The sequence below is a fragment of the Bradyrhizobium sp. WSM2793 genome (assembly GCF_000379585.1).
Lineage (GTDB): Bacteria > Pseudomonadota > Alphaproteobacteria > Rhizobiales > Xanthobacteraceae > Bradyrhizobium.
Genome location: NZ_KB902781.1, coordinates 154,212 through 167,902, shown reverse-complemented (window position 1 = coordinate 167,902; position 13,691 = coordinate 154,212). Strand labels below are relative to the sequence as shown.

The 13,691-nt window shown below is 64.2% G+C and carries 12 protein-coding genes and 1 pseudogene; 1 reads left to right on the top strand and 12 read right to left on the bottom strand.

Going from position 1 to position 13,691, the window contains the following annotated elements; translation table 11 throughout:
- The 4 genes and pseudogenes from A3AS_RS0117300 to A3AS_RS0117285 form a co-directional block, all read right to left on the bottom strand.
- A pseudogene (locus tag A3AS_RS0117300) lies at positions 1-210 on the bottom strand (IS5/IS1182 family transposase); the annotation flags it as partial.
- Positions 211-303: 93 nt separating this feature from the next.
- Positions 304-1,035: an ABC transporter ATP-binding protein gene (locus A3AS_RS0117295; RefSeq protein WP_018318834.1), complete on the bottom strand. Its 732-nt coding sequence runs from the start codon at positions 1,033-1,035 to the stop codon at positions 304-306.
- Positions 1,032-2,801 (bottom strand): ATP-binding cassette domain-containing protein, encoded by a 1,770-nt coding sequence (locus tag A3AS_RS0117290; protein ID WP_018318833.1) that lies wholly within the window; start codon positions 2,799-2,801, stop codon positions 1,032-1,034. Before A3AS_RS0117290 ends, A3AS_RS0117295 begins: the two co-directional genes overlap by 4 nt.
- A gap of 7 nt (positions 2,802-2,808) precedes the next feature.
- Positions 2,809-3,849, bottom strand: a complete 1,041-nt coding sequence (locus A3AS_RS0117285; protein WP_018318832.1) for a branched-chain amino acid ABC transporter permease — start codon at positions 3,847-3,849, stop codon at positions 2,809-2,811.
- A gap of 176 nt (positions 3,850-4,025) precedes the next feature.
- Here A3AS_RS0117285 and A3AS_RS0117280 point away from each other — a divergent pair, with 176 nt between their 5' ends.
- Complete coding sequence (locus tag A3AS_RS0117280) at positions 4,026-4,559, top strand: MarR family winged helix-turn-helix transcriptional regulator (protein WP_018318831.1); 534 nt, start codon at positions 4,026-4,028, stop codon at positions 4,557-4,559.
- A 131-nt stretch (positions 4,560-4,690) separates the two neighbouring features.
- On the opposite strand, the gene A3AS_RS0117275 is transcribed toward A3AS_RS0117280, so the two are convergent.
- The 8 genes from A3AS_RS0117275 to A3AS_RS0117240 form a co-directional block, all read right to left on the bottom strand.
- Positions 4,691-5,974 (bottom strand): glycerate kinase, encoded by a 1,284-nt coding sequence (locus A3AS_RS0117275; protein WP_026202078.1) that lies wholly within the window; start codon positions 5,972-5,974, stop codon positions 4,691-4,693.
- Between the two features lie 199 nt (positions 5,975-6,173).
- Entirely contained in the window at positions 6,174-7,403 is a 1,230-nt protein-coding gene (locus A3AS_RS0117270) for an ABC transporter substrate-binding protein (RefSeq protein WP_018318829.1), read from the bottom strand.
- Between the two features lie 239 nt (positions 7,404-7,642).
- A complete protein-coding gene (locus A3AS_RS0117265; protein ID WP_018318828.1) occupies positions 7,643-8,869 on the bottom strand; it encodes an ABC transporter substrate-binding protein in 1,227 nt (408 codons plus the stop codon).
- Positions 8,870-8,990: 121 nt separating this feature from the next.
- Complete coding sequence (locus A3AS_RS0117260; protein ID WP_018318827.1) at positions 8,991-10,226, bottom strand: ABC transporter substrate-binding protein; 1,236 nt, start codon at positions 10,224-10,226, stop codon at positions 8,991-8,993.
- 29 nt (positions 10,227-10,255) lie between these two features.
- A complete protein-coding gene (locus A3AS_RS0117255; protein WP_026202077.1) occupies positions 10,256-11,275 on the bottom strand; it encodes a branched-chain amino acid ABC transporter permease in 1,020 nt (339 codons plus the stop codon).
- 2 nt (positions 11,276-11,277) lie between these two features.
- Positions 11,278-12,156, bottom strand: coding sequence for a branched-chain amino acid ABC transporter permease (locus A3AS_RS0117250; RefSeq protein WP_018318825.1), 879 nt, complete (start codon positions 12,154-12,156; stop codon positions 11,278-11,280).
- A gap of 13 nt (positions 12,157-12,169) precedes the next feature.
- On the bottom strand, positions 12,170-12,883 hold the full coding sequence (locus tag A3AS_RS0117245; protein ID WP_018318824.1) for an ABC transporter ATP-binding protein: 714 nt from the start codon (positions 12,881-12,883) through the stop codon (positions 12,170-12,172).
- Complete coding sequence (locus A3AS_RS0117240) at positions 12,880-13,677, bottom strand: ABC transporter ATP-binding protein (RefSeq protein ID WP_018318823.1); 798 nt, start codon at positions 13,675-13,677, stop codon at positions 12,880-12,882. Before A3AS_RS0117240 ends, A3AS_RS0117245 begins: the two co-directional genes overlap by 4 nt.
- Positions 13,678-13,691: the final 14 nt, after the last annotated feature.

Here is a 13,691-nt window from a genome sequence, read left to right as displayed (position 1 = left end):
GAGCGACTGCAGCAGTACCGCGCGAAACAGCACAAGCACCGGATAGCCTGGACGACCGGGGCTCCCTTCATCCCGCAAATGACCGATCAGCTTCTCGAACCGGTACCACTTGACCAGGCCAGCCAACCGATCCAGCGCCGCATTGGCGCCGGCGCCCTTCGGCATCAGCGCTTCCACAAAGCTCGGCTGTCCTGTCCGCTTCACCGCCATCGATACCTCCAAGGCTTTGCCCTAGGGAATCACAACTGGCGAATTACGCAACAGGCCCACAAGGGGAGAAGGGAAGAGGGGCTCACTGCAAAATCAGATCGCGCTCTCGCCTTCATGCTGGAAGCCGAGATAGCTCGCCGCGACACGCTCGTTCGCGGCGATGTCGCTGGCCTTGCCCGAGAGCACGAACTCGCCGAGCTCCATCACATAGGCCTGGTCCGCGATCTTCAGCGCGGCCTGGGCGTTCTGCTCGACCAGCAGCACAGAGACGCCGCTGGCGCGGAGTTCGGTGACGATGCGGAAGATGTCGGCGACGATGATCGGCGCGAGGCCGAGGCTCGGCTCGTCCAGCATGAGGAGCTTCGGCTCGCCCATCAGCGCGCGGCCCATCGCGAGCATCTGCTGCTCGCCGCCGGAGAGCGTGCCGGCGAACTGCTTGCGCCGCTCCTTCAGCCGCGGAAACAGCGTGTAGACGCGCTCCATCGAGGCCTTCGCCTTGCTCCTCTCGATGCGGAAGGCGCCTAGCTCGAGATTGTCCTCGACATTCATGGTCACGAACAATTCGCGGTGCTCCGGCACGAGGCCAAGCCCCATCGCGACGCGGTCCTCGATGTCGAGCCGGGCGAGATCCTGGCCGGCAAAGGTGACGCGGCCTTTCAGCGGCAGGATGCCCATGATGGCGGACAGCAGCGTGGTCTTGCCGGCGCCGTTGGCGCCGACGATGGTGACGATCTCATTCGCGCCGACCTCGAGCGAGACCGAGCGCACCGCCTCGACCTTGCCATAGGCGACATGGGCGTCGGTGACGGACAACAGCGCGCTCATGCCGCCACTCCGAGATAGGCCTTGATCACTTCGGGATTGGTCTTGATCGTGGCGGGGGTGCCCTCGGCGATCTTGGTGCCGAAATCGAGCACCACGATGCGGTCGGCGAGGTTCATGACGAAGCCCATGTCGTGCTCGACCAGGAGGACGCTCATGCCGCCATCGCGCAAGTCACGCAGCAGCTTGGCGAGCTGCTGCTTCTCCATGTGGCGCAGGCCGGCGGCCGGTTCGTCGAGCAGCAGCAGCATCGGGTCGACGCAGAGCGCGCGGGCGATCTCGACGATGCGCTGCTGGCCGAGCGAAAGGCTGCCTGCGAGCTGATGCATCTGGTCGGCAAGGCCGACACGCTCGATCTGGCGGGCGGCCTCGGCGAGCAATTTGGCCTCGTCGGCGCGGTCGAGCCGCAGCATCGAGGCGATCGGGCCGGAATGGCCGCGCAGATGCGCGCCGATCGCGACGTTCTCCAGCACGGTCATGTCAGGGACCAGCTTCACATGCTGGAAGGTCCTGCTGATGCCGAGCTTGACGATCTCCTGCGGCGGCGCCTTGTCGACTTTCTTGCCGAGCACCGAGACCGAGCCTGACGTGGCCGACAGCACGCCGGTGATCAGGTTGAAGGTCGTGCTCTTGCCGGCGCCGTTCGGGCCGATCAGCGCGACGATCTCACGGGCCTGCACGTCGAAGGAGACGTTGTTGACCGCGACCACGCCGCCGAACTGTTTTCGCGCCTTGTCGACCTGGAGCAGGATGCTGGAGTGGCCGGGCGCGCGGGGACGCTGCTCGAGCTTCAAGGAAGTGTCGGGCTTCTTGCCACCGGTGCGCTCGGGCAGGAAGGACATCAGCCAGGGCCAGAGGCCGCCGGGCGCGAGCTGCAACAGCGCCACCAGCATGATGCCGAACACGATGGTCTCGACCTGTCCGGAGCCGGGCAGGATCAGCGGCAGATAGCTCTGCAGCACCTCTTTCAGCACCACGACGATCGCCGCGCCGAGCACGCCGCCCCAGACGTAGCCGGCGCCGCCGACCACCGCGATGAAGAGATATTCGATGCCGGCCTGTGCGCCGAACGGCGTCGGGTTCACCGCGCGCTGGAGATGGGCGTAGAGCCACCCCGAGAGGCCCGCGAGCACGGCGGCATGGATGAACACCAGCAGCTTGGCGCGCGGCGTGTGCACGCCGAACGCCTCGGCGGCAACATGGCCGCGCCGGAGCGCACGGATGGCGCGGCCGGTGCGGGAATCCAGCAGGTTCATGGTGAGCAGGGCCGAGAGGATCACGGCGACCCAGATCGCGTAATAGATCGAGCCGGGCGAGAGCATCTTGAACGTGCCGATCGACAGCGGCGGGATCGCCGAGATGCCGTCGTTACGGCCGAGGAACTCCAGCTTGCTGAAGAGATAGAACAGCCCCAGCCCCCAGGCGAGCGTGCCGAGCGGCAGATAATGGCCGGACAGGCGGACGGTGATCAGCCCGAGCAGCACTGCCAGCGATCCGCTGACCAATAGCGACAGCGGCAGCGTCAGCCAGGGCGACAGGCCGTAGGCCGTCGACAGCACTGCGGTGGTATAGGCGCCGAAGCCGACGAAGGCTGCCTGTCCGAACGAGGTCAGGCCGCCGACGCCGGTCAGCAGCACGAGGCCCATCGCGACGAGGGCGGCGAGGCCGATATTGTCGAGCAGCACGATCCAGAACGGAGGCATGCCGGGGACGAACGGGATCACGGCCATGACGGCTGCGAAGACGATGATGGGAAGGCGGCTCTGCATCTTAGCCTCAGTCCTTCTCTTCTTCGACAGCGGGCGCGGCGAGCGAGCGCAGCAGCAGCACGGGGATCAGCAGCATGAAAACGATCACCTCCTTGTAGTTGGAGGCATAGAAGGACGAGAACGCCTCGACGAGGCCGACGACCAGCGCCGCGGCGGCGGTGAGGGGATAGCTGACGAGGCCGCCGATGATCGCGGCGACGAAGCCCTTCAGGCCGATCAGGAAGCCGCTGTCATAGTAGAGCGTCGTGATCGGCACGATCATGATGCCCGACAGCGCGCCGATGACGGATGCCAGCAGAAAGGCGATCTGCCCCGACAGCGTGGTGCGGATGCCGACGAGTCGCGCCCCTAGCCGGTTCACGGCGGTCGCGCGCAGCGCCTTGCCGTAGAGGGTCAGGCCGAAGAACAGCCAGAGGGCGACGATGAAGGCGATGGTGATGCCGTAGACGGTGAGGCTCTGGCCGGTGAAGCGCAGCGAGCCCGCGGTGAACGCGCCGGACAGCACGGCAGGTCCGCGCTGGCCTTCGGCGCCGAAGAACAGCAGGCCGAGGCCCTGCAGTGCCAGATGGACGCCCACGGATGCGATCAGCAGCACCAGCACGGAGGTGTGTGCCAGCGGCTGGAATGCGACGCGGTAGAGATAGAGGCCGATCATCGCCACGATCACCAGCGACAGCGCGATTGAAACTGCGACCGGCGGCTTCTGCGCGGCGAAGTACACCGTCAGCGCCAGCACGATGGCCGGCAGCACGATATTGGTGAGGGCGCTGCGCACGATCAGGCGGCCGTGCAGCGCCTTGCGCGCGACGAACAGGTCGAAGGCGAAGGCGCCAATGCCGAGCGCCAGCGCGAGCTTGGCCGTGCCCGGCATCTGGCCCGCGGCCAGCGAGGCATAGGTCAACGCGCCGTAGGTGACGAATTCGCCCTGGGGAATGAGAATGACGCGGGTGACGGCGAACACCAGCACCAGCGCCAGGCCGAGCAGCGCATAGATCGCGCCATTGGTGATGCCGTCCTGCACCAGGAACAGCATGATGGTGGTATTCAAGACCGGACGCTCCCCCTTAAGATTACGGACCGGTCCCCTCGATCGCGGTGGACGGTCCGCTCACAGCCATTGAAAAACGCATGCGATATTTGATATGGTCCATAACAATTATCAAATATAACATCAAGGGCGGGAACGATCCCTCCCGAATTTAGCGGGATTACGAGCACGAGGCGATGACCGTTTCCAAAGCCGCTGAAAAGTCCGCTGAAAAGCCTGCCGACACGGCCAAGGGCCGCAAGGACGCGGCCGAGGTGCAAGGTCAGGGGGCTAGCGAAGCGCTCCAGCTCGGCGAGCTCTCGGAACAGCTCGGCTATGTGCTGAAGCGGGCGCAGCTCAAGGTGTTCGAGAACTTCCTGCGCTGCATGGCCTCGCTCCAGCTCACGCCGGCGCAGTTTTCCGTGCTGCTGCTGGTCGAGAAGAATCCGGGCCGTAACCAGACCGAGATCGCCTCCACCCTCGGCATCCTCAGGCCGAACTTCGTGGCCATGCTCGACAATCTCGAGAGCCGCGACCTTTGCGCGCGGATTCGCTCCACCAACGACCGCCGCTCGCACATCCTGGTGCTGACCGACAAGGGCAAGGCGGTGCTGGCCCGCGCCAAGAAGCTGGTCGCCACCAAGCACGAGGCCCGGCTGAACGAGCTGCTCGGGCAGGCCAATCGCGAAGCCCTGATCGCGATGCTCGCGAAGGTCGCGAGCGAGTTCTGAACTCGGCTGTCATCGCCCGGCTTGACCGGGCGATCCAGTATTCCAGAGACGGCACGGCTGGAATCGAGAAGCCGCGGCGTACTGGATTCCCCGCTTTCGCGGGGAATGACACCGTTGCTGGGGCAGGCGCCTCAATCCACCAAAATCACCCTGATGTCGTTCACGTTGGTCAGCGTCGGGCCCGGCAGCAGCAGGTCGCCGGTCGCCTCGAAGAACGTCGTGGCGTCGTTGTTGTCCAGGTACGCTTGCGGCTGAAGCCCCTGCGCCTTCATCTTTGCGAACGTCGTCGCGTCGATCAGCGCGCCGGCGGGGTCGGTGGGGTTGCCGGCGCCGCCGTCGGCGCCGTCGGTGTCGCCGGCCAGCGCCGAGATGTCAGGCGCGTCCTTGAGCAGGGCGGCAAGCGCCAGCGCGTATTCCTGGTTCGGCCCGCCGCGCCCATTGCCGCGCACGGTCACCGTGAGCTCGCCGCCGGAGAGAATCGCGAGGCGCTTGCCTTGCGCGCGCGCTTGCAGCGCCAGCCTGGCGTGAGCGGCCGCGACCTCGCGTGCCTCGCCTTCGAGATCGGCGCCGAGGTCGATGGTCTCGTAACCGGATTCGCGCGCGAGCTTCACCGCGGCGTCGAGCGACTGCTTGGGCCGCGCGATCAATTCGAAATGCGCGCGCGCGAAGGCGGCATCGCCGGGCTTGCAGCTTTCGTTGGCGGGATCGTCGAGCGCGCGGCGCACGGCATCGTCGATGTCGAGCTTGTATTTCGCGACGATGGCGCGCGCATCGGCCAGCGTGGTCGGATCAGGCACGGTCGGACCGGAGGCGATCGCGGAAGGATCGTCATGCGGCACGTCCGAGATCGCGAGCGTCACGATCTTGGCGGCATTCTTGCCGGCGCGTGCGAGACGGCCGCCCTTGATCCGCGACAGGTGTTTGCGCACGACGTTCATCTCGCCGATCGGCGCGCCCGAGCGCAGCAGCGCCTTGTTGACCGCCTGCTTCTGCGCAAAGCTGATACCGTCGCTGGGCGCGATCCAGTTCGCCGAGCCGCCGCCGGTGAGCAGCACCAGGAGCAGATCGTCCGGCCCGGCCTCGCCTGCGAGCGCGAGCGTGTCGGCCGCGCCCTTGAGGCCAGCCTCATCCGGCACGGGATGCCCGGCCTCGACCACGCGGATGCGGCGCGTCGGCACGCCGTAGCCGTGGCGCGTGGTGGCGATGCCGACGAGCCGCTCCGGCGCCAGCTTGAGCGTATCGAGATAATGCCGTTCGGCCGCTGCGGCCATGGCGCCGGCGCCCTTGCCGGCGGCGAGGCAGATCACGCGTCCTTTCGGCGCGGGCCCCAGGTGCGGCGCCAGCACCACATTGGGATGGGCGGCGGCAACGGCGGCGTCGTACAGCGCGCGGAGCAGGGGACGGCGGTCGGTCATGACGATGGCCTTCGGCAGACGGAACAAACTGGCGGCACACGCCGCCGTTCCCCCTGCCTAGCGCATCGGCGGCCAAAGCGTAAGCCGGCTGTGTCATCATTCGAATATGCAATCGCGTGATCATAATCGCCGCGTAGCAAAAAGCCCTCCGCGATGATTTCGCGGAGGGCCCTTTTGAACATTGCGATCCGGCTAGAGGCTAGCCGCCGGCGTCAGCGCTGATGACGTCGCCGAACAGATCCCACTTCTCGCCCTTGAACTTCATGAGCTGAAGCGAGCTGATCGGTGCGAAGTCGTTCGCGCCGGTGTTGATCTTGATGCCGGGCAGCAGCACCTCGGTGCGGAAGTCCTTCAGGCTCGCCGCCTGCTTCATGACGTTCTCGCGCGTGAGATTGTCGCCGCACTTCTTCAGCACTTCCACCAGCGTCTGCGCCACGCCGTAACCGACGATGGTGCCGCCGTCGAGCTTGTCACCTTCAGGGAAGTATTTCGTCATGAACTCCAGGAAAGCCTTCATGCCGGCGTCGTCCTTCCACTGAGGATCCGACACGTCCTTCAGGTAGGCGGCCGAAATGATGTCCTGCGAGTTCTCGAAGCCGGCGGGCTTGATCACGCTGCCGACCGAGGCCGAGACGTTGTTGAGGAAGTGGGTCGGCTTCCAGCCGATTTCGGAGATCTTCTTGATCGCCTGTGCCGCGAACTTCGGTGTGGTGATGTTGATGAAGACGTCGGCGCCGGTCGCCTTCATCTTCACGATGTGATTGTCGATCGTCGGCTCGGAGGTCTCGTAGCTTTCCTCCAGCACGATCATGGTCGCGGCCTTGGCGCCGAGCCCGTCTTTCAGGCCCTTCAGGTAGTCCTTGCCGTAATCGTCGTTCTGGTAGAGCACGCCGATCTTGGCATTCGGCATCTCCTTCAGGATGTATTTCGCGTAGATCTGCGTCTCGCTCTGGTAATTTGGCTGCCAGCCCATGGTCCAGGGGAAGTTCTGCGGATCGTTCCATTTGGTGGCGCCGGTTGCGACGAACAGCTGCGGCACCTTCTTTGAGTTCATGTATTTCTGAATGGCCGAGTTCGGCGGCGTGCCGAGTGAATTGAAGATCAGCAGAACCTCGTCGCTCTCGACCAGCTTGCGTGCCTGCTCCACCGTCTTCGGCGGCGAATAGGCGTCGTCGTAGGAGACGAAATTGATCTTGCGGCCGTTGATGCCGCCCTCTTCGTTGATCTTCTTGAAATAGGCGGCTTCGGTCCGCCCGATGATGCCGTAGGCGGAGGCCGGTCCGCTGTAGGGCATGATGTTGCCGATCTTGATCTCGGTGTCGGTCGCGCCGGTATCGTATTTCTTCTGGGCCGATGCAGTGGAGGCCGAGGCCGCAATGAGCGCAAGCGCCAGTGATGCGGCTGCAAGCTTGCCGGTGACAGCGGGCATTCCTATCTCCCTATTTTCTTGATGTGTGTGCGCCCCTTTTCTTGTCTCGATTTTTTTGGCGACGCTGCCGCAATTCAATACGATTTGGCTCGTGCCTTCAACAGAAAGCCCCCGGGACGGCGTCGCAGGGGCTGCGTCTTTAGTAGTCAGGGCCCGCCGGCCCTCGTGTGCGACTGCGAGAAGGTCCGGCTGTCTTGGGTTGTTTAACCAATCCGTGAACGATTTTGGGTTGCGCCGCTTCAGTGGCCCATCTCGCTGGAGATGATGTCGCCGAACAGCTCCCATTTCCGGCCCTTGAAGCGCATCATCTGCAGCTGCTCGATCGGCGCGAAATTGTCCGGCGCGGTGTTGATCCTGATGCCGGGCAGCAGCGTGTCGGGCTCGAAATCCTTCAAGGAGGCTGCCTGCCTCATGACGTTCTCGCGGGTGAGGTCGTCGCCGCACATCTGCAGCACTTTGACCATGGTCTGCGCGGCGGCATAGCCGAATACGACGCCGGCATCGAGCTTGTTGGCCTTGGGATCATATTGCGCGAGGAAGTTATAGAATTTCTTCATGCCATCGTCGGCACTCCACTGCGGGTCCGAGCCGTCCTTGGTGTAGCTCGCCGACAGCAGGCCTTGCGAGATCTCCAGGCCCGCCGGCTCGATCACGCCGCCGACGGAGGCCGAGACATTGGAGACGATGTGGACCGGATGCCAGTTGATCTCCGCCGCCTTCTTGATCGCCTGCGCGGCGAATTTCGGCGTGGTGATGCTGATGAAAACGTCGGCGCCCGAAGCCTTCAGCTTCACGACGTGCTCGTCGATGGCGGGCTCCGACGTGTCGTAGGCCTCTTCCAGCACGATCATCGAGGCCTTGGGCCCGAGGCCATCTTTTAGCCCCTTCAGATAGTCCTTGCCGAAATCGTCGTTCTGGTAGAGCACGCCGATCTTTCCGTCCGGCTTCTCTTTCATGATGTATTTGGCGTAGATGCGCGCCTCGCTCGCGTAGCTCGGCTGCCAGCCCATGGTCCAGGGATATTGCCTGGGATCGTTCCACTTCGAGGCGCCGCTCGCCACGAACAATTGCGGCACCTTCTTCTCGTTCATGTATTTGCGGATGGCGCCGTTGGTGGACGTGCCGAGCGATCCGAAGATCAGCAGCACCCCGTCGCTCTCGACCAGCTTGCGCGCCTGCTCCACCGTCTTCGGCGGTGAATAGGCGTCATCATAGGAGATGAACTTGATCTTGCGCCCGTTGATGCCGCCCTCGGCATTGACCTTGCGGAAATAGGCTTCTTCGGCCTTGCCGATCGCGGCGTAGGCCGAGGCCGGGCCGCTATAGGGCATGATGTTGCCTATTCTGATCTCGGTATCGGATGCGCCGCTGTCGTGCTTCTTCTGCGCCAGTGCCGGGCTGCTCATCGCAGTGCACAAAGCGAGCGCGGTCCAGAGGGCCGCAACCTGAAAACGAACGGCGGACATTGTTCTCCTGCCCCGAGTTGGATCGGCGCCGCATTGAACAAGATTGGCGCCTGCCGTCAACAAAAAGCCCCCGCGATCGCTCGCGGGGGCTTCTCGAGGGTCGGACTATTGCGTCAGCGTGTCACTCGGAGGCGACGTCGCCGCTGATGATCTCGCCGAACAGTTCCCACTTCTCACCCTTGAAGCGCTGCATCTGCAGCTGCGCAATGGGGGCGAAGTCGGTAGCGCCGGTGTTGATCTTGACGCCGGGCAGGAGCGTATCCGGCGCAAAATCCTTCAGCGAAGCCGCCTGCTTCATGAGATTGGCGCGGGTGAGATCGTCACCGCACATCTCCAGGACCTTGGCCAGGGTCGAGGCCGCGCCGTAGCCATAGACCATGCTGGTGTCGGACTTGTCGGCCCCCGGCATGTACTTGTCGACGAACTCGTTCCACTTTTTCATGCCGGGGTCGTTGGCCCACTGCGGATCGGTGGAGTCCTTTGCATAGGCCGCCGACAGCACGCCCTGTGCATTCTCGAAGCCGGCGGGCTTCATCACGCTACCGACCGAGATCGAGACGTTGGTGAGGATCTGGAGCGGCTTCCAGCTGAGCTCGGCCGTCTTCTTGATGGTCTGGGCCGCGAATTTGGGCGTCGCATAGATCAGCAGCACGTCGGGATTGGCGGCCTTGATCTTGACGATATGGCCGTCGATCGACGGCTCGGACACCTCATAGCTCTCTTCCATGATGATCATGGACGCGCCCTTGGCGCCGAGACCGTCCTTGGTGCCCTTGAGGTAGTCTTTGCCGAAATCGTCGTTCTGATAGAGGATCGCGACCTTGGCGTCGGGCTTCTCCTTCATCAGCCATTTCGCGTAGATCTGGGCTTCGCTCTGGTAGGACGGCTGCCAGCCGATGGTCCAGGGGAAGTTCTTCGGATCGTTCCACTTGGTGGCGCCGGTGGCGACGAACAGCTGCGGGATCTTTTTGGCGTTGAGGTACTTCTGGATCGCGCTGTTCGAGGGCGTGCCGAGCGGATTGAACACGGCCAGCACCTCGTCGCTCTCGACCAGCTTGCGGACCTGCTCGACTGCCTTCGGCGGTGAATAGCCGTCGTCATAGGTGACGAAGTTGATCTTGCGGCCGTTGATGCCGCCCTTGTCGTTGATCATCTTGAAATAGGCTTCTTCGGTCTTGCCGATGATGCCATAGGCCGACGCCGGACCGCTGTACGGCATGATGTTGCCGATCTTGATCTCGGTATCGGACGCGCCGGTGTCGTATTTCTTTTGGGCCAGTGCAGCGCCGGAGGTGAGGGCAATGGCCGCCGTTGCCGTGACCAGCGCGGCGGCTCGCAGTGTTCTTCCAAAATACAATTCGATCTCCTTCTTTAGTCCAACAGTCTTCAGTTTTTCTTGAGTTTGCCGGCGAATTGCTGGCCCAGGATCGCGATCTGCCTGGCGCCGTGCGGCACGAGGTAGATGACGAGGAACAGGAGCACGCCGAACACGGCGCCGGAGAGGCCTTTTGAGATGCTCTCCGCCATGTTCGGCACGAAGATGATGAAGGCCGCGCCGACGAACGAGCCGGGCAGCCAGCCGACGCCGCCGACGACCATGCCGAGGAACAGCGAGATCGCGAGCGTGATGGTGTAGCTGTCGGGCGCGACGAACTGCACGGCGATGGCGCCAAGCGAGCCGGCAACGCCGGTGATGCCGGCCGACACCCCGAACGCCAGCGTCTTGTACAGCGCGACGTTGACGCCCATCGAGGAGGCCGCGATCTCGTTGTCGCGGATCGCCATGAAGGCGCGGCCGGAGCGGGAGCGCAACAGGTTCACCGAGAAGATGTAGATCGCGATCGTGACGATGAGCGTGAAGTAGTACAGCCACGTGTCCTGCGACATCGGCAGGCCGAACGGCGCGTCCGGCTTGGTGACGACGAGGCCCTGCACACCGCCGGTCCAGTGTTCCAGGAAGTTCAGCTTCAGCAGCTGTGGCATCGCGGTCGCGAGTGCGAAGGTCGCGAGCGCGAGATAGACGCCCGAGAGCCGCAGCGCCGGTTTGCCGAACAAGTACCCGAAGCCGAAGCAGACCACGGCGGAGATCGGAATGGTCAGCGCGTAGTTGATGTTGGCGTGCTCCATCAGCACCGCCGACGTATAGGCGCCGACGGCGTAGAAGGCGCTCTGGCCGAGCGAGAACTGGCCGGAGCCGCCGGTCAGGATGTTCAGCGCCAGCACGGCGAGCCCGTAGATCAGGAGCATCGTCATCTGGAAGATGACGAAGTTCTTGACGAACATCGGCACGATCAAAAGCGCCGCGAGCACCACCAGCGAGGTGCCGGTGCCCAAGGTCATGGCCCGCTTCGGAACCGCCTCGACCGCCTGGTGGCCTTCTGCAACGACTTCTTCTGCAGCGCTCATGATCAAACTCGCTTGACGATGTGCCGGCCGAACAGGCCAGCGGGTTTGACGACCAGGACGGAGATGATCAGCGCAAGCGCGATCGGGAGTTTCAGCTCGTTGCCGACGCCGGGGATGTAGGTGCCGGCGAGGTTCTCGAAGACGCCGACCAGGAAGCCGCCGACCACGGCGCCGAACGGGCTGGAGAGGCCGCCGAGCACCGCCGCGGCAAAGCCGTAGATCAGCACGCCGCCCATCATGTTCGGCTCGAGGAACACGACCGGTGCGATCAGCATGCCGGCGATCGAGCCGATCGCGGTCGCCATGCCCCAGCCGAGCGCAATCATCCAACTGGTGTTGATGCCGACGAGGCGGGCCGATTCAGGCACGGAGGCGGCCGCGCGCATGGCAAGACCGATCCGCGTGTACTGGAAGAAGAAATAGAGGCCGAGCAGCAGCAGCACGGTGACGCCGATCATGCCGGCCTGGTGGGTCGAGATCAGCTGGCTGCCGAGGAACGGCGCGGAGCCGAACGGGGTCGGGTATTGCTTGATGGTGAAGTCCCAGATCAGGCCGGCCGAGGAGTTGATGATCGCGAACAGCGCGATGAAGCCGGCGACGTTGGTCAGAACCGGCGCCTTTGTCAGCGGCTTGAACAGGATCCGCTCGATCGCGATGCCGGCGACGAAGGAGAAGGCCAGCGTGATCACGAAGGCGGCCCAATAAGGCACGCCCCACTGCATCAGCTGCCACGAGATGAAGGTCGAGAACATCGCCATCTCGCCCTGCGCGAAGTTGAGATGGTCGATGGCCTGGTAGATCATGACCACGGCGAGCGCCATGCAGGCGTAAATCGCGCCCGTGGCAATGCCGGCCAGGACCTGGTTGGTGAACAGCTCCATTGTCCCGGCTCCCTCAGTAACCCAGATAGGATTTGCGGATTTCTTCGTTGTTCGCGATGTCCTTGGCGTTGCCCGACATCACGATGCGGCCGGTCTCGATCACATAGGCTTGGTCGGCGAGCTCCAGCGCGAGCTGGGCGTTCTGCTCGACCACCAGGATCGACACCTTGTCCTCGCGGTTGATCTTGCCAAGGATGCCGAACAGGTCGCGCACCACCAGCGGCGCGAGGCCGAAGGAGGGCTCGTCCAGCAGCATCAGCCGCGGCCGCAGCATCAGGGCGCGGGCGACCGCGAGCATCTGCTGCTCGCCGCCGGAGAGCGTGCCGGCCTGCTGGGTGTGGCGCTGTTTCAGCACCGGGAAATGCGCATACATGCGCTCGATGTCGGAGACGATGCCGGCGCTGTCCTTGCGGGTGATGGCCCCGAGCTGGAGATTCTCCTCCACCGTCATGGTGGTGAAGGTGCCGCGGCCCTGCGGCACATGGGCGATGCCGAACCGCACGATGCTCTCGGTGGAGCGGTTGTTCAACGGCTTGCCGTCGAACTCGATGCCGCCGGTGGAGCGCACCATGTTGCAGATGGCGCGCAGCGTGGTGGTCTTGCCGGCGCCGTTGGCCCCGAGCAGCGTCACCAGCGAGCCCTCGTTGAGCGAGAAGGACAGGCCATGGAGCGCCTGGACCTGGCCGTAATAGGCGCGCAGGTCCTTGACGTTGAGCAATGTCGTCATTGGTCCTTGCTCCCGAGATAGGCCTTGATGACGTCGGGGTCCGCCTGCACCTGGGCCGGCGTGCCCTCCGCGAGCTTCTTGCCGAAATTCAGCGCGACGACGTGGTCGGCGATCGACATCACGAGTCCCATGTGATGCTCGACCAGCAGCACGGTCATGTGGCGCTCGTCGCGGATCTTGCGGATGAGATCGCCGAGCACGTAGACCTCTTCGTGGTTGAGGCCACCGGCGGGCTCGTCGAGCAGCAGGATCTTGGGATCGGCAGCCAGTGCCCGGGCCAGCTCGACGCGCTTCTGCGTGCCGAAGGGCAGGCCGGAGACCACGGTGTGGGCGACGTCCTCGAGGTCGAGATAGGCGAGGATCTCGTGCACCTTCTTGTTGACGCTGGTTTCGCTGCGGCGAACCCATGCAAGCTTCAGGGAGTCGCTGATGATGTCGCTGGAGGTCCTCGAATGCGCGCCGACGCGGACGTTGTCCATCACCGAGAGGTTCGGAAACAGCGCCACGTTCTGGAAGGTGCGGCCGATGCCGATCTCGGCGATCCGGTGCGGCGGCCGCGTCAGGATGCTCGCACCCTCCATCAGGATGTCGCCGGATGACGGCTGGTAGAGCCGGGACAGGCAGTTGAAGAGCGTGGTCTTGCCGGCGCCGTTGGGGCCGATCAAGCCGAGGATCTGGCCCTTGTGCATGTCGAAGGACACGCCGTTGAGCGCGATGATGCCGCCGAACACGACGCTGACGTCGCGAACCGCGAGCAGGGGCGATGTCCCCTGCGCGAGCTGTGCCTGCGTCATCTCGTCTCGCTCAC